Here is a 23,339-nt window from a genome sequence, read left to right as displayed (position 1 = left end):
TGGGCCCGCTGGCCTGCTCGGCGTCCTTCGCGTCATTTTGGCAATTGCAGCGCCCGCCAAGTATCGTTTCCATCGCTGGGAAGTTCACCCGCGTCGTCGACCACGGGTCGGCGCCGCGGGCAAACTGATGCGGCCGAGCGTCTTGCGCGAGGGTCGCCTGGCCGACTGAGAGCGCTAAATCTCGAGCTGGGATAACGGCACATGCATTGAGATGACCAATCCGGTGGATGCCCATTCGCGCGAAATTCTTCCATGCAGTGCTGACGTGATGATCGCTCTTTCAAGCTGCCCCCCAAACCCTTCCCTGCGATGCGAAGCATCTACTGTCGGTCCTCCTGCCTCAACCCACGTGAGGTGGAGGTTTCGCTCATCAGTCAAACACTGTACGGACAAGTGGCCTTCGGCTACCGCAAGGCATCCATATTTGGCGGCGTTGGTGGCGAATTCGTTGAGAACAAGGGCCAAGGAGGTTAGAGCGCTGCCTCCGACGGTGACATCCGTTCCTTCGATTTTCGTCATGGTCCGTGACCCATCACCATAAGGCGCAAGAATAGCTTCAAGCAACGCAAATAACGTGGTTTTGCGATCGCCTTTCATCTCGCTGTCGATAAGATCGGGCAAGATGAGATCATGAGCACGCGTCAAGGCAGCCAGACGTGCATGCAGGCTATCCGCCAGTTCGTCCACGCTCCGTGCCGACCGCTTGGTCTGGGAAATCAGGGCCGACGCCACGGAAAAGAGATTCTTGATCCGGTGATTCATCTCCCGCAGCAGCAGCTTTTGGCGATACTCCAGGCGCCGCCGTTCTGAAATGTCTCTCGCAATCTTGGAAGCGCCGATGATCCTTCCTTTCTTGCCGCGAACGGGCGAAACCGTGAGGGAAACTTCGATAAGGCTCCCATCCTTGCGCTTTCGGACGGTCTCGAAATGTTCGACTCGCTCACCACGGCGGATCTTTTCGAGAATTGTATTTTCCTCCTGCACCCGGTCCTCGGGTACCAGGATCAGAATCGATTGACCGATCACTTCCTCCGCCGAAAAGCCGAAGATGCGTTCCGCGCTCGCATTCCAACTGGTAATTGTACCATTGAGCATCTTACTCAGGATGGCGTCGTTGGAATTTTCGACAATCGCCGCAAGCCAGGCCCGCGGATTTTCAACGCTGTCGATGCTGGATCCTCCGCTCCACGGGCCGTGGGGTGGGCTAGTGAGAAAACTCGACGAGCCGTTATCCTTGTCGTCTGAATACGTGTTTCCGCTCTTATCGCTGTCAGTCGGGTAATGAGACGTCATGTCCGGACGAAGATATCCTTAATTCGCTCGTGGGTATAATGTTAGCAAATGATCGCACCAACGATAAGATGTTGTTTCGACACTTTATCGCCGCACGATCTGAATTTTGGGGCAGGCATTCGTTGGAGCATGCCTGCCATGCCGGAACGGAGGAGAAGTACCTTGGAGCCGCCTCTGTCATCCAAGCCTCCGTCAGTGTTTCGATAATGAAACAGCCCCTGGCCTCCGTTCACTTCGATACTTCGAAGAACCAAGACATGCCTTGACCTCGGCGACCAACAACTGGGGATCCGCCGGTTTCGACATCCAAGGCGCGTCCGCGAATCCGGACAAGTCGCCGTATTGCGATCTGTCGGATGCCGAGTAGATGATGTATGGCAAGCTGCGCGTTTTGAGTGTTCCGACGATGCGGCTGCAGTCACCGTCTCTCAAATGGATATCCAGTATTGTGAGATCAGGATTATGTTCATTGAGCCACGCCTGTCCATCGGAACAGGATGAGATGACACGGATCTCCGTCACCCCAGCATCTCGTAAGTAATCTTCGATATCGAGCGCCGCAAGCGGCTGATCCTCAAGTAAAAGAATGGAGATATTTGAGAGATTCATCGCGCGCTCCTTCCCGGGAAGGCAAAAACTAGCACATTCATCGCGGGATGATACGGCATGTGCGAAAACGTACAGAACAGCATGGCACCGAGGCGCAAATGCCGTTCTTGACGATGTTCTGGAGGATCTTGGCGGCCACTGGTATCGGGCGCGGTATTGTTCGCCGCACGCCGAAATCCGCAGCCAGCAAGAATATCTCCTCCTGGTTTTACGGCTTGCTGATGCGATAACCTTGAAAAATTAAAGGAAAGCGACGAAGGCGAGATCCATTACCCGTTCATACTCGCGTTCGGGTGTGCCATAGCAGCCGCCGGCGATCTCCAGAAGCTTCTCTCGATTTACAATGCGGACATTTCCGCGAGTGGCCTTGATGGCATGGATTCCTTCGAGGACATGGAGTTCGTTGGTTACGCCGGAACGTCGCACACCAAGCATCAATGAGAGGAATTCATGCGTCAGCGGGAGATCGGGTCCATTGAGCCGGTCGTGGCACATAAGCAGCCAGCGTGCAAGGCGCTCATGCATGTTGTATCTGGCGTTTGCCAGCGCGGAATGGGCAAGTTGCAGATCGGTCGTATGCAGATAACGGAGGAGAAAGCTTCTCACATTGGGTTCGGAAGATAGCAGCTCGACGAAAGGCTGAACCGGAATTTGAACGCCCCGTCCTTCCACCTGCATAAAAGTCTTGTTGGGCGTTTGGTCAACCATGAGCAGAATGTGTGTTCCCGCCATGCCTTCATGGCCCACATGACCAACTTCTATGCTCTCGTCTTCGATCGTGGCTGCAACCACCGAGGCAAGGCCACTCTCGATGAAACAGACCTCCGTTGTCGGTTCATCAGCTTGAACCAACACGTGTCGTGCCGGCAAATCCACGAAGCGCATATGGGGCAAAAACGTCGCAAAGACCTTCGGTGGCAAGGCTTTGAGAAGCCTATTGCGGATAATTTCTTGTCTTATTGTCATATCAGCTCCAATTCGAGGAGCCGATTTGCTCCAAGGCAACGCGATGGTTTGCCTCGTACGACACGAAGCGCATGGCCACGGCGGCTTGAGGGTTATGCGCTTCTGGCGATTCTACTTTTGTTCACAATCGCTCTCACGCCAAGGCGCGACCGTTTGCGCAATTGCGAAAATGGACAGAACCGGTGGATCCTTCCGCGAAGGCGTCCTCGGCGCCTTCGCGGCTGTCGGTCCTGCGATGGGCGCCGACAACAATTGATCTAGTCCAAGGTGATAGTTATTCAAGGGTCGCGACGTCTGTCAGATCGTTCTTGCCCGCATCAGCGCCTGTGTCCAGGATCGGGCAAGCGCGATGTTGATACATAGGCATCGGCGGTCGGGCCGTATCATGAGTTCGCGAAGTAGTTGCCTTGCGGCTTTCACTTATCGAGCCGTGCGCCATGTTCAAGGCGTCAGCCCATCCAAACGGGATGACCATTGGTTCGAATTCCATCAAGAGCTGCATTATTTCCGTTGCTAAAGCTGGTGGGCTTGGGGATGCGATGGCCTCTCGCCTACCTCATATCGCTATCTAGCATGCCACCGACTTTTGATTTGCTGTTTCAATCGGTCGCGACGTGACTTTCAATTGGTCGTCACCGTAGTTTCAAACGGTCACCAATGGAATGAAGCTATGGCGCTGTATCCAAGGCTCGTTGAGCAACGCGTTGCCGACGCCATGTCGGACACGCGAGTCGTTCTGATCGTAGGTCCCCGACAATCAGGTAAAACGACGTTGGCCAGGAAGATGGCTAACGAGGGGATGGAGTATTACACGCTGGACAATGGGACGACCCTTGAGGCAGCGCGACAGGATCCAGTTGGCTTTGTAAGGGGTATGGACCGCGCCATTATCGATGAAATTCAGCGCGCTCCCGAGCTGTTGTTGGCGATCAAGGAGAGTGTGGACTCCGACCAGCGCCCAGGGCGTTTCCTCCTGACCGGTTCAGCCGATCTTATGACGCTGCCACGCGTGGCAGACTCGCTCGCAGGGCGCATGGAGGTCGTTCGATTGCTGCCGCTTGCGCAAAGCGAGATCAGACGGGCCGGCAGCAGCTTCCTGAGTGACGCTTTTCAAAACGAAGCAAAGGCCGGAGAACCAATCGTCGGAGACGACCTGATGGCTGCGGTTCTGGCCGGTGGATATCCCGAGGCATTGGGCCGCAAAACCTTGAGCCGCAGACAGGACTGGTATGCGGATTACATCCAGGCGATCGTTCAACGCGACGTTCGCGATATTGCGCAAATCGAGCAGATTGCTCAAATGCCGCGACTGCTACGCGTTCTGGCAGAGCATTCGGGCCAGCTCGTGAACTATTCCGGGATTGGGGCTGCCATCGGGATGAACCACATCACAACGCCAAAATACGTCGGAATCTTCGAGAGCCTGTTCCTCGCTCGAACCGTGCAACCTTGGTTTTCCGACAAACTGAAACGCCTGACAAAGACGCCGAAAGTACATTTCCTCGATTCTGGTCTTCTCGCATCCCTTCGCGACCTCTCTCTTGAGCGCCTCCGCGACGACAGGGGCGAATTCGGGGCGTTGCTGGAGACTTTCGTTTTTGGGGAGATCCTCAAACTCGCCAGCGGTGGGCAAACCCGCTTCGAGTTTTCGCACTTTCGGGACAAGCAGCAGAACGAAGTCGATATCGTCATCGAAGATAGAAGAGGGCGGATCGTCGGTATTGAGATAAAAGCGGCAGCAACCGTCTCGAATTCCGATTTTTCGGGGTTGCGAATTTTGGCCGAAGCATCTGGAGAAAAGTTTGTTTCGGGTATCGTCTTGTACGACCATGACAGGGTGATCCCTTTCGGGGAACGTCTGTCCGCTGTTCCAATATCGGCATTGTGGCGTTAGCGCGTGAGAATTTCGCTTCAGCTCCAGACTCGAGCATTCTTGAAACTTCGACGGTTTCGATAACAAATTGGCCTTAGGTTTGATTCCCATCAAGAGCAAATCTATCCACTCGAAACTATGGCAGTTCTTGCTCATAGAGCTGATCCATGCTCAGCGATGCGACTTCGGAGAATGCCGTCTGGTTGCGGACGCGCCCGCCGCTGAGGATGACGACGTCGTCACAGAACGAGATCGTGCTGCGATGATGGCTGATGACGATCGTGGTGCGGCGGCCGGCGCGCAATTTCAGCGTCTCCACGATGGCGGCCTCCGACAGTCCATCCATGGCGTTGGTGGCTTCATCCAGAATGAGGATATCGGGATCGCGAACGAGCGCTCTTGCGAGCGCTATTCGCTGCCGCTGTCCGGCCGAAAGGCTGGCGCCCCTGTAGCCGACGAGCGTCTTGTATCCTTCGGGGAGCTTTTCGATGAATTCATGCGCTTCGGCAAGCCTGGCGGCCCGTTCGGCCTCGGCCGGCGAGGCGTGCTGCCCGTAGACGATGTTTTCGAAAATGGTGCCGTCAACCAGTTCCAGGTCCTGGCTGGCAAGCGCAAGCCTGTTTCGCCATTGCGTGGGATCGATGCGGCTCAGCGGCGATCCATCGATCAGGATCTCGCCTTCGTCGGGTTCGACAAAACGGCACAGCAGGTTCACGATCGTCGTCTTTCCCGCACCCGATCGACCGATGAGGGCGGTGGAGCGACCGTGACCGATCTCGAAACTGGCGGAGCGCAGCACCACCGGCCGCGCGGCAGAGCCCGGATATTGAAAGGTCACGCCGTCGAATTTTATCTCCCGGCTCAGTCGGGGAGCCGGCAGGTCTCCAGCCGGCGGCTGTGGCTTGTCGGAGGCATCCAGCAGCCAGCGGACTTCCTCCAGCGACCCGCTCCAGCCCTGCATCTGGCTCCATGCCTGCTGCAGGGCACGCACGTGCGGCTGCAGCCGGTATAGCAGGACCACGAAGGCCACGATGATGGGAAAGCTGACCTCCCACGCCCAGGCGCTGACGACCACCGCGAGGAAAAGCGCGGAATGCAAAACCTCCGTCAGCGGCGGCAGCGCGCCCTGGCGGGTCTGGAGAACGAAGCCCGCCTTCCTCACAGCATTGGATGCGCCGTTGAACACGGCCTTTTCGCGCGCCTCTTGACCGAAAATCCGGATCAGCCGCCCGGCGTGGACGAGATGCAGCATTCGGCTGGCGAGTTCATTGTTGGAAGAAGCGACCTTGCGGCTCGGCATCCTCAGGCCCGCTGACAAGCCCGCATGCGCGGCCTGGACGAGGATGAGGCCGAGCGCGACGCAGAGCGTCATTTGCCACGACAGCAGCAGCAGAAAGGCAAGCAGAATGATTGCCGCCGACGCGTTCACGATCGCCGCAAGCACCGTCTGTATCGCATCGGATGCCCGCCAGGATTCATTGGAGATGATGTTGAGCAGCCGGCCTGGGCTTTCCTGCAGGAAGAATGGATATCCGATCTTAAGGAGCTGATCGGCGAGCGCGCTGCGGATCGCATGACCGGCCTTGCCATGGATGAAGTTGGTGAGGGCCGTATTGGCGAAGGCAAGAATATTCTTCAAGGTGATCAGCGCGAGAATGCAGGCGGCAATGGCCATCATCCGCTGCCGGTCGTCCAGACCCGATCCGGCCTGCTGGAAGAGGGCGGAAAATCCGCTCAATCCCGTCGGGGCCTTTTCACCGCCGATAATGCCGAGCATCGGAATGATGAGGCCGATGCCGGTGCCCTCGAGCACGGCGCCGATCAGGCCAAGGACGACGACGACAGGCAGCAGCCGGATCTGCCGGCCAAGCGCCTGTCGTAGGAGTTGCAGGCCCGGCAGGAGGAGTTTCAGCATGACGGATATCACCTCAACGAACGGGTTGTCTGCTTGATCTGGTTCAGCTCCGGCTGTCGGGGGCGACTCGTCATCGCACATCGCGCGAATTCGAAAGCGCCCAGCAAATTCATGGACACGATCGGCCAATGAGACAAGGATACTTCCGGATCGAAGCGTGGCCCACCCCATAATTCCCGCCAGGCCGAGCGGAAAGTCCAGCAGAAATGACGAAGGAGCCAGGGTGCGCCGAGCAGATGCTTCAGACAGAGGCCGCCATTTCCGAGGCTATAATTGCGGTGAAGCCGTTCGATCGCCTCGCGCGTGTTGCGTCCGTGATAATGCAGCACGTTCATGTCGGGAACATATTCGACCGGAATACTGAGCTTGAAGGCACGGACGAGATAGTCGGTGTCCTCGGCCGATTGCAAGGCGCTGCCGGCGCCGAAGCGCTCGTCGAAGCGGCCGACGCGCCTGGCGACTTCCCGGTGCATCGTCATGTTGCAGCCGAGGATGAAACCGCCTGGATGGACATCGGGCGTAAAACGGGCGGGCTCCGGTGATCGCTTGATCGTAAACGGCAGATCCCGCGCATCGCCGAGTTCGACACGGCCGCCCCGGATGACGAGGCGCTCTCCGCCTGCGTAATGCCGCTCCAGGTCCCGCAGGTAATGCAGGTCCACTTCGCAATCATCGTCGATAAAGATCAGGATGCGCCCGCGAGAGCGTTCCATCCCCGCATTGCGGGCGGCCGCCAAGCCGCGGCGGCGCTCCACCACCGGTATGATCGTGATGCTCGATGTGACCACTATCCGGGCCAGCCGGTCGGCGGTATCGTCGGTCGAGCCGTTGTCGACCACCACCAGCTCGCTTGTCATCGAACCATGGGCCAGACTGGCTGCTTCGATCGACCGGATGCAAGCCTCGAGCGCCTGGGCGCGGTTGCGGGTGCAGACGATGAAACTCGCCGCCGGACCTCGCTCGACGGAGGGACCGGGGGGCATGGCGACCTTCCGCGCATGTCCTCTCGAGATGGCAGGATTCTCCCCGGCCATGTCAGGCAAGTCCCTGCAGCGGCAGCACGCTGCTTGCCGGTACCGATTGCCGATACCTCGCCAGGGCGTCGAGGCGCAGGCTCGCATCACTCCAAAGGCGGCTGCACCAGGGCGCATAGGTGGCGGCGCGAAGTCCATACCGCTCGCGTCGCCGGATCGTATGCCATTTGCCTGTTTGTGTGAGGAACTGATGCGTCAACGCGGGCTGCTTTTCGTCCGCGATGAGCTGGTAGAGGAAATAGAAGAAGCACATCAGTCCTTCCTGATGGCTCGCGGAGGCTTGTAGGCCGCGCGCGGCGATCCTTCCTTCGATGGAGAGGAGACAGTCGGCGGCACGGGCAACCGTGTCATGCGTCACCGCCGCACCGATATCGTGCAAGGCATGGAGATCGTCGATCAGACCTTCCCGCTGGAGATTTTCTGCCGCGATCGCCAGATGCGTGCGGCGCATCGGCCGCTTATGCTTGTTGGTGACACTTTCGTCGTGAACGCGATAGGCAACAAGGCTGTCATCGATCATGGCGGCGGGGAATTCACGGGTGATCCGCCGGAACAGATCGAAATCCTCCGCGTGCACATAGCTTGCATCATAGGTCAGCATGCCAGCCGGAATGACATTGCGGTTGTACATGACGGTCGAATGCATGAAGACCGTGTAAAACATCGACAAAACACCCCAGTCAGCTGACTGATGGATCGGGTTGGGCGTGCCGCGCACGACGCGATTGCCGATGAGCCGGTCGACGCCGGTGCCGCTGATCGCAAGCACGGGCCGCTCCCGAAAGAGGGCGATCTGGCGTGAAAAGCGCTCGGGATAGGCGATATCATCGGCATCCATTCGGGCGATGAAATCGCCTTTCGCCATGGTCATGCCTTCGTTGAGCGTCGCAATGAGCCCGCGGTTTTCACGCGAGACGATGCGGAGGCGGTCGTCGGCCGCTTGATGGCGTCGCAGGATGTCCAGCGAGCGGTCGGTCGAACCATCGTCGATGGCAATGACCTCGAGGCGCTTGTGATCCTGTCGCAGGATGCTCTCGACGGCTGCGGCGAGATAAGGTTCGCCATTATAGACGGGCAGCAGGACGGAAACCAGTGGAACGGTCATTCTTCAGCTCGCGCACTATTGCAGATCGGAGGTTTGGACGGCGTCGCCGCGATCGTGGTCGCCACGGTGATAGAGCGCCGTTTCGTATATTTTACCACCACGCCGCTCTTCCCTTGGTTCGCCGATCGCGGCCGCCGGCGGATGACTGCGGTCGACATAGGGAAAATAGCGCTTGAGGCCGTTCAACGGCTTTTCGAAAAGGCGCCAGGAAATCGAAGCCAGAGCCAAGGTGGCTACACTTCCGACGATCAAGCGGCCGAAGCCCTGTTCCGAGACGTTGACCGGAATCCAGGCTTGAGCCTTGATGATCAGCGAAAGGACGATCGGATGGAAGAGATAGATGCCGTAACTGACCCGCCCGGTGGCTGCCATCGGCGAGGATTCGAGCAGCGGGCCGAAACCGGATCGAAAACCCGAAGAGGCACCGCCGACCAGCATGACGAGCGGCACGAGCGGAAAGACCTCCGAGCCGATCCAGATGCACCAGTCGAGAACAGGCGTTATCGGATCAGGTCTGAGCCATAGCGCTACGGTGGCGGCGGCCACCAATGGCATCCAGCCCAGCCGCATCCATTGTGGCCAGGCTCGTGTCCTCTCGCGGTGGACTGCGAGCAGGGCGCCGCTCGCCAGCGCATCCATGGAAGCGGAAGGAAGCAAGTCGCGCGTCAAGGAGGGCGTTCCTGTCAGCGGCCAGTAGAGGCGATAGGCAAGCGAGCAGGCAATGACGGCAATACAGAGACGCCCGATTATCCGGCGCGGCGCCAGCAGGATTGCCAGCGGCCAGACGATATAGAACTGTTCCTCGATGCTAAGGCTCCAGGTATGGCATAGAACCCAGGGCGTCCATTCGCCGCGCAGGGCATACCAGTAGTTTGCCAGGTAGAGCGCATGCCATTTCAGAGTGCCGGTGCCGCGAACGCCTTCGAGATTGATGAACCACACCAGCGCCAGAACCGCGAAATAGGGAGGAAATATGCGTAGCGCGCGGCGGATGTAGAATGCCTTCAGTGCGGTAGCCGGCTGATAGCGCGCATCGGCTCGCGCTTCCGACAACAGGCGCGTGATCAGGAAGCCGCTGAGTACGAAAAAGAGACGAACGCCGAGATGACCCCAGATGGACCCATCGGCCGCGAAAAAATGTGCGTAGAGCACCATGGCAACGGCAATGGTTCTCAGGCCGTCCAATTGGCGGTCGCGCATACTAAGCATAAACACCCCCGGTTTTCAGCCTATTTCGGACCCCTCATTGATGGCGCCAGCTCCCTATACTCTGCGGCTTGCAGATGCTCTTCTTCTTACCCACCGGATAAACCCGATGAACTTGCCGGGCGACCTTTAGAGGCGTCCGAATGAAATCCGGCCAAACTTGGGCAATTCGGGGCCGATAAGGCTGCGGTTGATCACGTGTTTGAAACAAACTGGCATGTTTGGAAAATTACGGAAATATCGCCGCTCGTGCAGGCGCAAACCTTCCCCCCTCACAAGGCAGGTTCGTCCCCTTGCGGCAAGAGCGGCGGGCCGCCGCAAGGTAATGTTGGGCGCGCCTCCCATCGGTCAACCTTGTATTCACACTATGCAATTATCGAAGGATTTCAGAGCCATGAAACATCCATAAGCTGCGATATACGGCATAGTTTCCGGTTGATTTCGCCTTGCAGACGCAACATATTGCCGACTGCACGGAGTGCTGGTCGAGTGGTCCTGCTACCGTTCGAATGGCTCACCAAGAGAGGCGACACCATTGAGCTTCAGCAGGCGGCGGTCCGCCGAGATGATGCCGAGGACGACGATCGTCACGAGATAGGGCAGGCATGCCAGCAGCTGCGAGGAAACGGCAAGTCCGCTTGCCTGGGCGGCAAGCCCCATCAGTGATACCGCGCCAAACAAGCAGGCCCCTAAGAAGATCCTCGTTGTCAGCCAGGTTCCGAAGACGACGAGGGCAATGGCAATCCATCCGCGGCCGGCGATCATGCCGTCGGCCCAGAGCGGCGTGTAGATCGTTGCGGCATAGGCGCCGGCAAAGCCTGCCATCATGCCGCCGAAGGCAACCGCGGCGAAACGGATCGCGATGATGGGATAGCCGATGGCATGGGCGGCCTTGGGATTTTCGCCGACGGCGCGCAGGATAAGGCCGATCTTGCCGTAGGCAAACATCGCCCATATGCCGATTGTCACGACGAGCGAGATCCAGACGACGATATCCTGATTGAAAAGGCCACCGATGAGGGGAATTTGCGAGAGCCCGAGGATCGCGATCTTCGGCAGCGTGGTGACGGTCAGGCTCTCATAGCTCTTGCCGAATAGCGCCGAGAGGCCCTGGCCCAGGATACCGAGCGCAAGGCCGGCGGCGACCTGGTTCGCGTTGAAGCCAAGAACGATTCCGGCAAAGACCATGGAAAGCAGAGCGCTTCCGAAACCGGCAGCAAGGAAAGCCAGAAAATGGCCGCCCCCGTGATAGACGACGATGAAGGCGATGACGGCACCAAGCGCCATCAATCCTTCAACACCGAGATTGAGGACGCCGGCGCGCTCGACGACAAGCTCACCCAAGGCTGCCAGCAGAAACGGCGTTGCGGCTGCCAGCATGCCCGCGAGGATGAATTGGACGGCACTCATGATGTGCTCCGGGCGGACATGGGACGCCATACGATGCGATAGCGCACGAAGGCGACAGCAATCAGATAGATGAGGAGCAGGCTGCCCTGGAAGACGCGGACGGCGGCAATCGGTAGATTGGCGGAGACCATGGCATTGTCGCCGCCGATGTAGAGTGCGGCCATGACGATCGAGGAAATAACGATGCCGATGGGATTGAGACCGCCGAGGTAGGCAACGATGATTGCCGCATAGCCATATCCGGTCGAGATGGAACGTTGCAGCTGGCCAAGCGGGCCGGCAACTTCGGCAGCGCCGGCAAGACCGGCAGCAGCACCGCCTATCATCAGCGAGAGCCAGATTGCCCAGCTCTCCTTGAAGCCGGCATAGCCTGCCGCCCGGGGGGCCAGTCCGCCGACCTGCAATTTATATCCGGCGAAGCTCTTCTGCATGAAGATCCATGCCGCGATCGATAGGCCGGCCGCGAGGATGAGCGAGACGTTGACGCGCGTTCCTTCGAACAGGATCGGCACCATGGCATCGTACTGGAACATGACAGATTGCGGGAAATTGAAACCGTTCGGATCCTTCCATGGGCCGAGAAGCAGGTAATTGAGCAATTGCGCGGCGACGAAGCTCAGCATCAGCGAGACGAGGATTTCGTTGGCATTGAGCCTGACGCGCCAGAAGGCGGTCAAGGAGGCCCACAGCGCGCCGCCGATGGTGCCGAAGAGCAGCATTGCCGGCCAGATCCATTGGCCCGTTGCCTGCGGTATCCAGATGGGTATGGCGGAGGCGAAGATTGCGCCGAGAATGAATTGGCCCTCGGCGCCGATGTTGAAGACTTTCGCCCGAAAGCCGATCGCCAGACCCTGTGCGATCAGAAGCAGCGGACCGGTCTTCAGCAGTACTTCCGAGAATGAGGCCCAGGAGAAGAACGGCTCGACCAGCATGGCGTAGATCACCGCTGCCGGATCGCGACCCATGGCGATATAGAGGCCGAGGTTGAGTATGATGGTGACGATGAGAGCGATCGGCGGTGCTAGCAGCTTCGCGGTGAATGAGGCCCGTTCCCGGCGGACAAAGGTGGGCAAAGCGGCGACGAAAGAACTGCTCATGCGGATAGGTTTTCCCGTTGGGGCTGTGCGCCGATCATGTATCGACCGATGTCTTCCGGTCGGGTATCGCGCGTGCCGAGCGGCGGGCTCAGCGTGCCGTGGTAAAGCACCTGGATAAAGTCGCTGAGCTCGAACAATTCCTCGAGTTCCTCGGATATGACGAGAATGGCCATGCCTTGATTGCGCAGCTCGATCAGCCGTTTGCGAATGGCGGAGGCGGCGCCGACATCGACGCCCCAGGTTGGTTGCGCAAGAAAGAGCAGTTTCGGCGCGAGCATGATTTCGCGGCCGACGATGAACTTCTGCAGGTTTCCTCCGGAAAGCGAGCCGGCTTCCGCATCCGGGCCGCGCGTGCGCACATCATAGTCCCGGATGCACTCAGCTGCGAAGGCGGTGGCCTTGGTGCTGTCAAGGAGACCATGTCGCACAAGCTTCAAGGGATGAGCCGTCAGCAGGCTGTTGAGCGTCAGCGACATTTCGGGGACGGCACCATGCCCGAGCCGGTCTTCCGGGACAAAGGCAAAGCCTAGTTTTCGACGGCTGGCGGCGTCGAGGCTGCCGACATCCCGCCCCATCATGAAGATCTGATCGCGTTTGTCCCGGGGCAGGGGCGTTTCCCCCGAGATGAGCGCGGCAAGTTCCTTTTGTCCATTCCCGGAAATGCCGGCAATACCCAGAATCTCGCCGCTGCGCACGCTCAGGCTGATGGTCGAAAGCGGCATGCCAAAAGGATCGTCCGGCCGGTGATCGAGGCCGATGATTTCCAGGCGCTTTTCGCCCTCGGCCAAGGGCAATGCTGGTATTGGCTCCGGCATGTCGCGGCCGATCATCATGCGGGCGAGATCATGGGCGTCGTGCTCACGCGGATCCACATGTCCGGTCACGCGTCCGCCGCGTAGGATGGTCGCACGGTCGCACAGGGACTGGATCTCTTCCAGCTTGTGCGAGATGAAGAGGATCGATACGCCGCCGTCGCGCAGCCGGCGCAACGTATCGAACAGCTTCCCGACCGCCTGCGGCGGCAGCACCGAAGTCGGCTCGTCGAGAATCAGCAGCTTCGGATCGGTCATCAGACACCGGATGATTTCCACCCGCTGCCGCTCGCCGACCGACAGTTCATGCACATGCGCCAACGGATCGACTTCGAGACCGAATTCATCCCCGAGAGCACGGATGCGCTGCGCAAGCTCGGCCCTGCCGCCGGAGACGATCAGGCGAATATTCTCGACGACTGTCAGGCTCTCGAACAGCGAGAAATGCTGAAAGACCATCCCGATGCCAGTACGTCTCGCCTCCGCGGGGGAGGCAAGGCTCAAGGGCTGCCCATGCCAGGCGATAGTCCCGTCGTCCGGTTGTTCGACGCCGTAGATCAGCTTCATCAGTGTCGATTTGCCGGCGCCGTTTTCTCCGAGGATGGCATGGATCGAGCCCTTGGCCACGTCCAGATCGACATGCTTGTTGGCATGGACCTGGCCGTAGCTTTTGGAGATGCCGCGTAGCGAAAGCAGCGGAATGGTCATGAGCGACTTACTTCGGCAAAGGCGTCTTCACACCTTTGACATGCCAGTCCATCGCGACGATCTGGGCATCCGTCAATGTCGCGCCCGAAGCCGCGCCTTCGCTGCCGTCGGCCTTGGTGATCGGGCCGGTGAACGGCGAAAAGCCGCCGCTTGCGATCTTCGCTTCGATTTCCTTGATCTTCGCCATCGTGTCGGCCGGAATTGCAGGGCTCCAGTCGACCACTTCGACGACCTTGTCCGAAACGCCGAGGAAAGCATTGGCGCCCTTGAAGGTGCCGGCAAGATGGGCATCGACCGATGCCTTGAAGAAGGGCGACCAGTCCGTGGACACGCAGCCGAGATAGGTTTTCGGCGCATATTTCTTCATCGAGGAATTCAGGTTGAAGGCATAAACGCCAGCTTCCTCGCAGGCCGAGATGACCGAGGGCGTATCCTGGGCGTTCGAGAAGATCACGTCGCAGCCCTGCGAGATTAGGGCCTTGGCTGCTTCCTGTTCCTTGGCCGGATCGAACCAGGAATTGACCCAGACGACCGATACCTCGATGTCGGGCTTCACCGCCTGTGCGCCGAGCGTGAAGGCATTGATTGACGTGATCAGTTCGGGAATGGCGAAGGCGGAGACAGAGCCGAGCTTGCCGGTCTTCGAAACGGCGGCCGCCGCCATGCCGAGCAGATAGGTCCCCTGAAAATACTTGGCGGCAAAGGGCGAGAAATTCGGAGCGACCTGGAAGCCGGAAGCATGCAGCACGCTCACCTTCGGATTACGACGGGCAATCTGCAGCGCGCCGTTCTGATAGCCGAATGAGCCGGCGATGAGGAAATGGTTCCCGTCGGCAACCGTCTTGTTCATGATGCGATCCGCATCCGGGCCTTCGGCGATGTTTTCGATCACCGTCACCTTGACCTTGTCGCCATAGGCGGCCTTGATCGGATCAAGGCCGGCGGCCAGCGCATGGCCCCAGCCGACGTCGCCGATCGGCGAGGGTACGACGAGCGTAATGCCGAGCGGTTCGGCCGCGGCAAAGGCGGAGCGGCCGGTGAAGGCCGTTGCGAGGCCTGCGACGGCCGCGCTTTTCATCAATGTTCTGCGGGTCAGATTCTTCTGCATCCCAGTTCCCCTTTTTGGCTTTCAGAATTCTACTGTTGCAAGTGCCACCTCGGCCGCCGCAAACAGCGCGGTCTCATCCAGTCCGGTGAATTCACCGTTTTTCCAGACGATGCGCCCGTTGATCATGGTCAGATCGGTGGGCATGCCGATCCCGACCTTGGCGATCAGGCTCAGCGGGTCATGCCGAGTCCCGACATAGTCCATCCGTCGCGTATCGATCGCGAAGAGGTCGGCGGCCATGCCCGGAGCGAGGCGCCCGATATCGCTGCGCCCCAATAGGCTTGCGCCGCCGCTGGTCGCATATTGCAGGAAGTCGAGCGGGGCCGGAACGGCATGCGCGCGCGTGGATGCCGTCAGGCACTGCAGCATGTAGGCGGAATGGATGCAGTGCATCAGGTTCGAGTTGTCGTTCGATGCGGCTCCATCGCAGCCGAGGCCGATACGCAGTCCGAGAGCCTGCATCGCCGGGATGTCGGTCACTTCGGCCCCGACGAGGTAAACCGGCTCGGGGCAATGGGAGACGCCGGTGCCGCTTGCCGCCATCTTGCGTAGCTCGCCATGCGTCAGTTCCCAGCAATGAGCATAGAAGGTGTCGGGGCCGGCAAAGCCCAATTCGGCGCAGTAATCGACCGTGCGCATGCCATGCCGCGCCTCGATAACGGGGCTTTCACCTTCGCCGACATGGGTGTGCATCTGCACGCCGCGATCGCGCGCCAGCGCGACCGACTCGACGAAGGTTTCGCGATAGCAATTGACCGGCTGGCAGGGTGCGACCACCACCTGACGCATGCTGAAGGGGCCGGCATCGTGATAGCTGTCGATCAGCCGCGCGCAATCAGCGATGAATTCGTCGGTGGTTTCGAGCATGGCGTCCGGGATCGTCGACCCCTCGGACTTCGGCAGGGTGTTGCCGCCACGGCCTGCATGAAAGCGCATGCCGAGAAGGTCGGCTGCCTCGAACTGACGGTCGATCAGGCGTTTTCCCGCATGGCGGGGAAAGCAATATTGATGGTCGAAGGCGGTCGTGCATCCGTGCTTGATCATCTCGGCCATGGCGGTGACCGAAGAATGATAAAAGCAGTCCTCCGTCAGCCGCGAGAAGATCGGATAGATCCGGTCGAGCCATTCGATGACGGAAAGCTTCGTCCAGTCGAGCTCGGCCCGGTTGCGTACGAAGCACTGAAAGAAGTGGTGATGGGTGTTCACGAGCCCCGGATAGACGAACCAGCCGGTAGCGTCCTGGACGATGGTGCCCTCGGGAAGCGCGTTCTGCGACAGGTTCTCACCGATCGCCTGGATAGCCGGGCCTTTGGTGAGCAGATCGACGTTCCGGCGCACGCTCGGCCCGTTGCCCTCATCGACGATCACAGCCGCGCAATTTTTCAGAAGATAACCGGTCATCCAGTCACGTCTCTCCTGCCGGATGCGGATCGGGTTTCAGCTCGTGCAGGCGGTGAATGCCGGGCATTTCGATGAAACCGGGCAGGCTGCGGATGGCACGCATCCAGAGCCGGATCGAGGGATAGGGATCAAGCGTGATGCCGCCGTCGGGCGCAAGCGCCACATAGGGGAAGCAGGCAATATCAGCGATCGTCGGCCGGCTTGCCGCAAGGAACTGCATGCCGCGCTCGCCCTGTTCAAAGAGGCCTGCTTCCAGCTCGCGCAGTGCTGCGATCCCTTGAGCCTGCAATGCCTTGATATCTCCTGGCCGCAGAAGCATTTCGTGGAGCCGCGCGCCGCCAAGGTCCGCCGTCAGGCGATGCGAAAAGGAGAGCCATTGCTGCACGCGCGCCGTCTCCTGCGGTGAACCCTGCCCCAGCCATTCCGGTGCACCGCTGGCAGCTAGATAGGCAAGCATCGCCGAGGACTCGGTCAGCACAAGATCGCCATCCTCGAGGATGGGGATGGAACCCGCCGGATTGAGCGCCAGAAGCTCCGGCCCGCGATGCTCCGCGCCGGGATGGAAATCGACCGACCGGATTTCGAGCTTGATGCCGAGGATGGCGGCCATCAGCCGTACCTTGTAGCAGCTCGGCGATAAGATGTAGTCATAGAGCTTCATTGTGCGACCAACTGTGCGCCGTAGGTATAGTTATGGCGCTTGAGCCATCGCCGGTAGGCGACCGAGGTTAAGTCGGCCCTGGTCGGAATTTCCATGCCGGGATCAAGCGGAAGAAGCGTGGGTATCTGGTTTTCGAGGATAGAGCGATCCTGCAGGAAGATCATCTGCTGGAAGTGAATGAGATCGGTCATCGGCGTCTCGTCGTCGAAGAGAGCCATCCACGGCCATACATCGCAAAGATCCTCCGCGAGCGGCTGGACGAACAGGGTAATGACGTCCCATTCGCTGGGTCGCGGCGGACAGGTCTTGTAGAGCACCGAACAGGTCGGAGCCGGCACGCGATACATATATTCGGTCGTAATGCCGCCGGATGCCGATTTTGCAGCCTGCGGCTGGTAGAATTTTACCTGTGTCGCCCAGACTTCATCCTCGTTCTCGCGGATCTCGACCTTGTAATTTTCGACCTCCGTATGCGGCTCCGCGCCGAGGATGTCGGTGTGAACGAACGGAAAATGCGCGATGTCGAGAAAATTCTCGACGGCACGAAGCGGCGAGCAGCGCACGCGGACCACGCCGACTTCGACGAAGCGCCGGCCCGGCTGATCGGCTTCGGGAATGGCAAAAAGCGCCTTGTCCGGCTTTCCGAGCGAGGACCAGACGTGGCCATACTGAACGCGGACGGGAAGTATTCTTCCCTCGACGGTCGTCACCCGCGCATTCCCGTCGTGATCGCGGGCGACCTCGATCGCCTCGTCCATCAGATAAGTCCTGGTTCCTTTTTCGTTGAGCTGGCTGAAAAGGCCGACCGGATACCATTCATCGATCATCGCGCCGCCATTCATCATGCGCTCTCCCTTTGGCGCTCTTCCGCGGCCCGGCGGATGGATTCGACAGCCCGCGATGCCGCAACGCGGTCTGCCGGGCTGCGATCCCTGTCGACCATGAGATGGAGGAGCGTATGCTTTTCCTGAGGTGCCAGCAGCAGCGCGATCCATGGGAATTCAGGCAGGCGGATCAGACCGTTCGCATCGATCTCCGCTCCTGCCACGTCCTCGATGGCCGCAACGTCTGTTTCCACCGTCAACGAGCGTAGCGGTATCAGTTCCTCGAGCGGAGGGGGCTGCATCGCCGGCTGCCCGACGGCGACCCACAGAATACCGTCCGATTCCTCGACCCGCTGCACGGCGACGCGAATGGTTTCCGGAGGGACGAGATCCGGATGGGCCGGAATGCGAATGCATCCGCCCGATGGCGAATAGCTCCATCCGTGATAGATGCAGGACAGCGCCTCGCCACGAACGAAACCATGCGACAATCGCATTCCGCGATGGGGACAGCGATCCGAAGATGCGGCCGCGCGGCCCGACTGACTGCGCCATAGAGCGATTGAGCCCTCCGGCGTCCAGGCCGGTATGACGGTTCCTGGCGGAAGATCAGAGGAGAGGGCGACTGGCGCCCAGGACCCGGCCCCATCAAATGGCATAGCCTTAACTCTCTTAATTTCACCAATGGCTTAGCGCCGCTGGTCATAGGCAGGCACTGATGCCTGCATCCCCGTAGCTTTTAAAGGTTTTGCATAAACAATTCGCATTGGCAACAATGATTAAATAAAAGGCAATAGATCAGGAATTCCTAAGATGCGGTGTTTCCCGATCATCCATGATCCTGCGCTGAATCTCCTCGACCCAGACGTCGATCGGGCCGAGCGAGCAACCCATTTCCAGCATGTCGATCAATTCCACGGGCCCGGCAACCTCAAGCTCGATCCTGTCCGCGCCGGAATGGAAGAATGTCTGGGAAAGCCCAAGCTTATCGGCGTGGCGGCGGATCCATGGGACGAATGAGGTCGAGTCGACGTCGCCCAGGATCGTCATGCGTTCTCGAACCTCACCCTGCCGCGCCTGCATCCGTCAATGTCCTTATTTCAAACTGGTGAGACTTGATAGCCGTCCGGCGAATTTTTGAAAGGCTCAAGTAGGCCGATAACAGCATTCTTCGACCTTGCCGGCCTTTAAGTCAAATCCCTGGCCCGCCGTTCTGCCGGCGCACCTTGCCCAGCTGGGCGATCGCATATGGGCGGATGAGCACCGGAATCTCCTTCTCCCCACTGGGGAGAAGGGAATGTGCGGCGACGGCTTCATTCATATGCAATAGCCCTGGGCTGGCCCCGCGACAGGCCCGATGGACCGGCCCAGGGATCAGCTTCGGGTAGCGTGGCCGGGGATCACCGGCGCGCAAGCGACGGGATGGAGTGCTGGAAATCCGGTTCCGCGTCTGCCGCCTCTTTGAGGTGAAGCGCAAAAGCCGATGTTGCCGAAGCGCCCAGCTCCGCACGGAGCTGCATGGTCGGAATATGGTAATCCCCGCCATTTTGCCGCCGGTAAGGAATGGGACGCGTTGTCTCGAGGGTCCGCATCCGCTCGCACAGGCTTTCGGCGGCGGCTTCAAAGCGTTGTTCGTTGAAGCGATCGGTACTGTAGACCACGAAGGGCGGCAGCACGTCATAGCCTGGATAATAAAGAATGCCGTGGTTGGTCGGGAAGAGCAGGTCATCGATGGCGCCGTTGATTCCGCGCGGGGAATAATGTTCCTCCCAGCCGCCGGCGGTGACGATCAACATGGCTCGCTTGCCGGCCAGGGTTCCCTCGCCATAGCGATCGCCCCACCGCTTGTCGCTGTGTTCGCCGACGCCATAGGCGAAGCCATATGCGAACACGCGATCGACCCAGCCTTTCAGGATGGCGGGCATGGTGAACCACCAGAGAGGAAACTGCAGGATCAACATATCGGCCCAGAGAAGCTTCTCCATCTCTGCCTTGACATCGGCCGTCAGCGTGCCGCTTTCGAACGCATGTTTGGAGGCCAAAACGGGCAGAAGCCGTTCGTCCGGCCCCAGGACAGGAAAGTCGGCGCGATCGATCTCGGATTTCCACCCCATGGCATAGAGGTCGGAAACCTGAACCGTATGTCCGGCTGCCTCCAATTCCTTGATGGCGACATCGCGCAGCGATGCCGAAAGGGATTTCGGTTCGGGATGGGCGAAGACGATGAGTACATTCATGATGAGCACCTATCTGTTGGCGTTGGTTTTATCCAAAGATAGACCCTGCCCGACTGATGCGTTATATGTAGGATATGAATAAGATAATGCCGAATAATGGATAGATCCGATATCACGCTCGAGCGCATCCGCACCTTTGTCCGCGTCGCCGAGCGCGGCAACCTTTCGGTCGTGGCACGCGAGCTGAACGTCGGCCAGTCGAGCATCACGCGACATGTGCGCGAGCTCGAGGAAGCCTTGGGCGTGGCGCTCTTGAGCCGCACGACCCGCCGCGTCACGCTGACGGAGGAAGGCAGCCGCTACTATGCCAATGTCGTGCAAATCCTGCGCCTCGTGGAACAGGCGACCGATGAGGCGCGAAGCGCACAGGGCGCCCATGCCGGCACGGTTCGCATCTCCTGCACGGCAGCGCTGGGCGTCCGGCACGTCAGCCGATTGATCTTCGCCTTTCAGGACCGCTATCCGGAGATCGCGGTCGATCTCAGCCTGACCGACGAGCGCATCGATCTTATCCGCGAGGGTGTGGATATCGCGCTGCGCCTCGGCCCGCTTGCCGACAGTTCCATGAAGCTGCGGGCGATCGGCCAGAGCCAGCGCGTTCTCGTTGCTTCTCCCGCCTATCTGGCAAGACACGGCCGGCCGACGTCACCCGAGGAACTCAAGGGTCATGAGGGTGTGCGCATGTCGAACATTGCCGGCAGCGAAGATCTCGTGCTCGAACGGGCGGGGGACAAGCGCTACGTCGTGCCGTTCGGCGGAAGGCTCCAGTTCGATCATGGACTTGCCGCGCGCGAAGCTTTTGCGGCCGCTCGCGGCTTCGGTCCGGCCCATATCTGGCTGGTGGACGATCTTCTCGCGGACGGCCGCCTCGAAACGATTCTGCCCGACCATGCGCCGCCGGCCGTGCCGTTGAACATGCTTATTGCGCCGGAACGGGCCAGTATTGCGCGCGTCAGGCTGCTTGTGGAGTTTCTGGCGGAGGAGTTGCCGCGCATTCCGGGCATAAGGCGCTCCCGGGCGGAGAATTAGCCGGCCCGTTCCGACAATGGATCACCTGCGGACTTGCCGAATTTCAAACCGAAACCCATGCCGGAATTCATGGCGGAAATTTTTGTTTTCCGATCGGCGTCGGTAATTCACCAATTGGATACATGCTGCTGTGCGTCGTGCCACGATCCTGTCCCAATGATAGAATAGTTTCCCATTTTTCTGGTAACTATCGCCCGGTAACCCGTGAGTTTCCTAGTGGTATGATGACGGTTACAGTGATCAAGGTCGGATTGATCGCAACAGAGTCGTAGTGTGATCGAGGACTAGCCTTGCGAACATCTTTAAGCGTTCTTACGGATTTATTTTATATCAGGAATATGATAGCTGACATATAGTAATCCGGTGAGAGTGATAATGGTCGAATTCAATTTTAGCGAGCCACCTCGAGGAAACGGCTCTGAGGACATTTCGAACGAGTGCCAACGCCAATTGCAGCCCATCGTTAGTGAAATTGTCCGTGCCGCGGTCGCAGCTGGATGGGACGAGAAAGACGTCCTTCTGGCGATGGCGGATATCGCGTGGGATCTCTATGAAAAGCGCCGGGGCGATCTTCAGCCGCCGCAATAGTGCGATGATCGCTTTTCCACTCGGGCGCGAAATAAGATATAGCCTGACAACAGCCCTCTGTTGAATTGTGCCGGATCCATTCGATCCGGCTAATCAATGATGCGCTCTAGCGCCTTAGTCTTTCTTTACCATGTGAATATTTCCCCTTCAAAACTCAGTAATTTATACTATTTAATTTCGCGCTATAGCTGGTAGGCAGCAGCGTGGAGCGGGCAGGCTTGGGGGATTGCGATTGCAATCGATGATTGTTGCCTTGCCTGCTTCGCGTGCAAGTGAAATTTCGTCAGGGGCGGGCGATGCATAATGAGATTTGCGGGTGAGGCCCTGGAGCGGGCCGATCGATATGTATTCGACATAATCCCTGAGAGTGCGGGACCGAGAAGAGCCTCCATGCGGGGGAGCGTTATCAATTCGGTTCGCAATCCCGGATCGCAGACCTGGGTTGCCAGGGAACACGCGGTGGCAATCGTGCTGGCGCCCTCGCGCGGCCTGCGAGCCTCTCTCGGCAGCGACCGGATCACGCAATACGATGCGCCGACCGGCTGTCTGGTGGTCAATCCCGCCGGGGTGGACAGTACCCTTGCCTGGACCGAAACCAGGTCAAATCTTGTCGTCGCCATTCCTCCTGAGGTTCTGTCCGAGCTGGCGCTCCAGGAGTTCGATCTTGGCAATGTGGAACTCCAGCCGCCTGATTTCGGCACCGTCGATCCATTGGCCCTCGGCATAGCGCAGAGAATCTCTGTCGAGTTAACGAGGAAAGCACCTTCGAATGAACTCTATCTGGATTCATTGGTTACGCTATTCAGCACACATCTGCTTCGCACCTATACAAGCCGCATGACACAGCTTCCTTCGCCAAAAGGCGGGCTTTCCGCCAAAAGCGCTCGGCGCGTGCAGGAATATCTTCGTGAGCACTTTACCGAAAAGGTACATGTCGCGGAGCTTGCTGCTGTCGCCGGCATTTCGCCCAATCACTTCATCGTGCGGTTTGCCAAGACCTTCGGCATGCCGCCGCACCGCTATCTCATCAATCTACGCCTGGACAGGGCGGAAGAGCTGCTCGCGGCGGGTGAGATCTCCATTGCGGAAATCGCCTTCGTCACCGGCTTCTCGGATCAAAGCCACCTGGCGACAACCATGAAGAGATATCGCGGAAAAACGCCGATGGAGTTCCGCTTCGCGCGATAGGCGTGGCGGAGCACGGGCGCTCGAAGCCTCGCTCGGGCCTGCCGCAGTCGATTTTCCATTTCAGCAAATGCTTTATCTCTCTGATATGTCGGGGGGATAGAGGCTGCCTGGAGCTGAGATATTCCCGCCTGGCATGCATGGCCCGGCGATCCCCGGCGCTCATGCGCAACAGCCTGCGGTACGTGTGGCAAAGCGGCTACACCTGCAACCGAGCGTGCAAAAAACCGTAATTTTCTAAAAAAAATCCGGAATTTTCTAAAATACGCTTCCGCGAA

General features: G+C 59.2%; 21 protein-coding genes. 4 read left to right on the top strand and 17 right to left on the bottom strand.

Going from position 1 to position 23,339, the window contains the following annotated elements; genetic code table 11:
- Window positions 1-174: 174 nt before the first annotated feature.
- The 3 genes from PH552_RS05510 to PH552_RS05500 form a co-directional block, all read right to left on the bottom strand.
- Window positions 175-1,293 carry a PAS domain S-box protein gene (locus PH552_RS05510; RefSeq protein WP_113251257.1) on the bottom strand — a complete coding sequence of 373 codons (1,119 nt, stop codon included), beginning with the start codon at window positions 1,291-1,293 and terminating at the stop codon, window positions 175-177.
- A 192-nt stretch (window positions 1,294-1,485) separates the two neighbouring features.
- Window positions 1,486-1,902 (bottom strand): response regulator, encoded by a 417-nt coding sequence (locus PH552_RS05505; protein ID WP_113251258.1) that lies wholly within the window; start codon window positions 1,900-1,902, stop codon window positions 1,486-1,488.
- A 240-nt stretch (window positions 1,903-2,142) separates the two neighbouring features.
- Window positions 2,143-2,868 (bottom strand): Crp/Fnr family transcriptional regulator, encoded by a 726-nt coding sequence (locus tag PH552_RS05500; RefSeq protein WP_113251259.1) that lies wholly within the window; start codon window positions 2,866-2,868, stop codon window positions 2,143-2,145.
- A gap of 670 nt (window positions 2,869-3,538) precedes the next feature.
- Between PH552_RS05500 and PH552_RS05495 the strand changes: the two genes are divergently transcribed.
- On the top strand, window positions 3,539-4,762 hold the full coding sequence (locus tag PH552_RS05495; protein WP_285165692.1) for an ATP-binding protein: 1,224 nt from the start codon (window positions 3,539-3,541) through the stop codon (window positions 4,760-4,762).
- 115 nt (window positions 4,763-4,877) lie between these two features.
- Here PH552_RS05495 and PH552_RS05490 read toward each other — a convergent pair whose 3' ends face one another.
- The 14 genes from PH552_RS05490 to PH552_RS05425 all read right to left on the bottom strand — a co-directional run bounded on the left by PH552_RS05490 (window position 4,878) and on the right by PH552_RS05425 (window position 20,259).
- Window positions 4,878-6,656, bottom strand: coding sequence for an ABC transporter ATP-binding protein (locus tag PH552_RS05490; RefSeq protein WP_285165691.1), 1,779 nt, complete (start codon window positions 6,654-6,656; stop codon window positions 4,878-4,880).
- Between the two features lie 8 nt (window positions 6,657-6,664).
- Window positions 6,665-7,690 carry a glycosyltransferase family 2 protein gene (locus tag PH552_RS05485; RefSeq protein WP_483315469.1) on the bottom strand — a complete coding sequence of 342 codons (1,026 nt, stop codon included), beginning with the start codon at window positions 7,688-7,690 and terminating at the stop codon, window positions 6,665-6,667.
- A gap of 1 nt (window position 7,691) precedes the next feature.
- Entirely contained in the window at window positions 7,692-8,795 is a 1,104-nt protein-coding gene (locus PH552_RS05480) for a glycosyltransferase family 2 protein (protein WP_285165688.1), read from the bottom strand.
- Between the two features lie 15 nt (window positions 8,796-8,810).
- The gene (locus PH552_RS05475; RefSeq protein WP_285165686.1) at window positions 8,811-10,004 is read right to left on the bottom strand and encodes an acyltransferase family protein; all 1,194 of its coding nucleotides are present in this window, start codon (window positions 10,002-10,004) and stop codon (window positions 8,811-8,813) included.
- Window positions 10,005-10,499: 495 nt separating this feature from the next.
- Window positions 10,500-11,411 carry an ABC transporter permease gene (locus PH552_RS05470; protein WP_113251266.1) on the bottom strand — a complete coding sequence of 304 codons (912 nt, stop codon included), beginning with the start codon at window positions 11,409-11,411 and terminating at the stop codon, window positions 10,500-10,502.
- Window positions 11,408-12,508, bottom strand: coding sequence for an ABC transporter permease (locus PH552_RS05465; protein ID WP_113251267.1), 1,101 nt, complete (start codon window positions 12,506-12,508; stop codon window positions 11,408-11,410). The genes PH552_RS05470 and PH552_RS05465 overlap by 4 nt, the downstream gene beginning before the upstream one ends.
- The gene (locus PH552_RS05460; protein ID WP_113251268.1) at window positions 12,505-14,028 is read right to left on the bottom strand and encodes an ABC transporter ATP-binding protein; all 1,524 of its coding nucleotides are present in this window, start codon (window positions 14,026-14,028) and stop codon (window positions 12,505-12,507) included. Before PH552_RS05460 ends, PH552_RS05465 begins: the two co-directional genes overlap by 4 nt.
- Window positions 14,029-14,035: 7 nt before the next feature.
- Window positions 14,036-15,136 carry a BMP family ABC transporter substrate-binding protein gene (locus PH552_RS05455; protein WP_113251269.1) on the bottom strand — a complete coding sequence of 367 codons (1,101 nt, stop codon included), beginning with the start codon at window positions 15,134-15,136 and terminating at the stop codon, window positions 14,036-14,038.
- Between the two features lie 21 nt (window positions 15,137-15,157).
- Window positions 15,158-16,537, bottom strand: coding sequence for an amidohydrolase (locus PH552_RS05450; RefSeq protein ID WP_285165685.1), 1,380 nt, complete (start codon window positions 16,535-16,537; stop codon window positions 15,158-15,160).
- A gap of 4 nt (window positions 16,538-16,541) precedes the next feature.
- Window positions 16,542-17,198 carry a glutathione S-transferase family protein gene (locus tag PH552_RS05445; protein WP_285165684.1) on the bottom strand — a complete coding sequence of 219 codons (657 nt, stop codon included), beginning with the start codon at window positions 17,196-17,198 and terminating at the stop codon, window positions 16,542-16,544.
- Window positions 17,195-18,040 (bottom strand): aromatic ring-hydroxylating oxygenase subunit alpha, encoded by an 846-nt coding sequence (locus PH552_RS05440; RefSeq protein ID WP_285165737.1) that lies wholly within the window; start codon window positions 18,038-18,040, stop codon window positions 17,195-17,197. Before PH552_RS05440 ends, PH552_RS05445 begins: the two co-directional genes overlap by 4 nt.
- On the bottom strand, window positions 18,040-18,681 hold the full coding sequence (locus PH552_RS05435; RefSeq protein ID WP_285165683.1) for a Rieske (2Fe-2S) protein: 642 nt from the start codon (window positions 18,679-18,681) through the stop codon (window positions 18,040-18,042). Before PH552_RS05435 ends, PH552_RS05440 begins: the two co-directional genes overlap by 1 nt.
- A 139-nt stretch (window positions 18,682-18,820) precedes the next feature.
- Window positions 18,821-19,105 (bottom strand): acylphosphatase, encoded by a 285-nt coding sequence (locus PH552_RS05430; protein WP_145646150.1) that lies wholly within the window; start codon window positions 19,103-19,105, stop codon window positions 18,821-18,823.
- A 317-nt stretch (window positions 19,106-19,422) separates the two neighbouring features.
- Window positions 19,423-20,259 carry an NAD(P)H-dependent oxidoreductase gene (locus PH552_RS05425; protein WP_285165682.1) on the bottom strand — a complete coding sequence of 279 codons (837 nt, stop codon included), beginning with the start codon at window positions 20,257-20,259 and terminating at the stop codon, window positions 19,423-19,425.
- A gap of 96 nt (window positions 20,260-20,355) precedes the next feature.
- On the opposite strand from PH552_RS05425, the gene PH552_RS05420 reads away from it, so the two are divergent.
- From PH552_RS05420 to PH552_RS05410, 3 genes are all read left to right on the top strand, one after another.
- Window positions 20,356-21,288, top strand: coding sequence for a LysR family transcriptional regulator (locus tag PH552_RS05420; RefSeq protein WP_285165681.1), 933 nt, complete (start codon window positions 20,356-20,358; stop codon window positions 21,286-21,288).
- 375 nt (window positions 21,289-21,663) lie between these two features.
- Window positions 21,664-21,876 carry a hypothetical protein gene (locus PH552_RS05415; RefSeq protein WP_112343484.1) on the top strand — a complete coding sequence of 71 codons (213 nt, stop codon included), beginning with the start codon at window positions 21,664-21,666 and terminating at the stop codon, window positions 21,874-21,876.
- 303 nt (window positions 21,877-22,179) lie between these two features.
- A complete protein-coding gene (locus PH552_RS05410; protein ID WP_483315468.1) occupies window positions 22,180-23,064 on the top strand; it encodes a helix-turn-helix domain-containing protein in 885 nt (294 codons plus the stop codon).
- Window positions 23,065-23,339: the final 275 nt, after the last annotated feature.

The sequence above is a fragment of the Rhizobium aureum genome (assembly GCF_030182495.1).
Taxonomy (GTDB): Bacteria; Pseudomonadota; Alphaproteobacteria; order Rhizobiales; family Rhizobiaceae; genus Rhizobium; species Rhizobium tropici_C.
This window is presented reverse-complemented; position numbering and strand designations above follow the sequence as displayed.

Coding starts and splice junctions, on each gene's coding strand:
- PH552_RS05455 (WP_113251269.1), bottom strand. CDS start 15,136: ATGCAGAAGAATCTGACCCGCAGAACATTGATGAAAAGCGCGGCCGTC.
- PH552_RS05465 (WP_113251267.1), bottom strand. CDS start 12,508: ATGAGCAGTTCTTTCGTCGCCGCTTTGCCCACCTTTGTCCGCCGGGAA.
- PH552_RS05460 (WP_113251268.1), bottom strand. CDS start 14,028: ATGACCATTCCGCTGCTTTCGCTACGCGGCATCTCCAAAAGCTACGGC.
- PH552_RS05415 (WP_112343484.1), top strand. CDS start 21,664: ATGGTCGAATTCAATTTTAGCGAGCCACCTCGAGGAAACGGCTCTGAG.
- PH552_RS05510 (WP_113251257.1), bottom strand. CDS start 1,293: ATGACGTCTCATTACCCGACTGACAGCGATAAGAGCGGAAACACGTAT.
- PH552_RS05450 (WP_285165685.1), bottom strand. CDS start 16,537: ATGACCGGTTATCTTCTGAAAAATTGCGCGGCTGTGATCGTCGATGAG.
- PH552_RS05495 (WP_285165692.1), top strand. CDS start 3,539: ATGGCGCTGTATCCAAGGCTCGTTGAGCAACGCGTTGCCGACGCCATG.
- PH552_RS05410 (WP_483315468.1), top strand. CDS start 22,180: ATGAGATTTGCGGGTGAGGCCCTGGAGCGGGCCGATCGATATGTATTC.
- PH552_RS05430 (WP_145646150.1), bottom strand. CDS start 19,105: ATGCAGGCGCGGCAGGGTGAGGTTCGAGAACGCATGACGATCCTGGGC.
- PH552_RS05475 (WP_285165686.1), bottom strand. CDS start 10,004: ATGCTTAGTATGCGCGACCGCCAATTGGACGGCCTGAGAACCATTGCC.
- PH552_RS05490 (WP_285165691.1), bottom strand. CDS start 6,656: ATGCTGAAACTCCTCCTGCCGGGCCTGCAACTCCTACGACAGGCGCTT.
- PH552_RS05445 (WP_285165684.1), bottom strand. CDS start 17,198: ATGAAGCTCTATGACTACATCTTATCGCCGAGCTGCTACAAGGTACGG.
- PH552_RS05505 (WP_113251258.1), bottom strand. CDS start 1,902: ATGAATCTCTCAAATATCTCCATTCTTTTACTTGAGGATCAGCCGCTT.
- PH552_RS05500 (WP_113251259.1), bottom strand. CDS start 2,868: ATGACAATAAGACAAGAAATTATCCGCAATAGGCTTCTCAAAGCCTTG.
- PH552_RS05435 (WP_285165683.1), bottom strand. CDS start 18,681: ATGCCATTTGATGGGGCCGGGTCCTGGGCGCCAGTCGCCCTCTCCTCT.
- PH552_RS05440 (WP_285165737.1), bottom strand. CDS start 18,040: ATGAATGGCGGCGCGATGATCGATGAATGGTATCCGGTCGGCCTTTTC.
- PH552_RS05485 (WP_483315469.1), bottom strand. CDS start 7,690: ATGGCCGGGGAGAATCCTGCCATCTCGAGAGGACATGCGCGGAAGGTC.
- PH552_RS05470 (WP_113251266.1), bottom strand. CDS start 11,411: ATGAGTGCCGTCCAATTCATCCTCGCGGGCATGCTGGCAGCCGCAACG.
- PH552_RS05420 (WP_285165681.1), top strand. CDS start 20,356: ATGGATAGATCCGATATCACGCTCGAGCGCATCCGCACCTTTGTCCGC.
- PH552_RS05425 (WP_285165682.1), bottom strand. CDS start 20,259: ATGAATGTACTCATCGTCTTCGCCCATCCCGAACCGAAATCCCTTTCG.
- PH552_RS05480 (WP_285165688.1), bottom strand. CDS start 8,795: ATGACCGTTCCACTGGTTTCCGTCCTGCTGCCCGTCTATAATGGCGAA.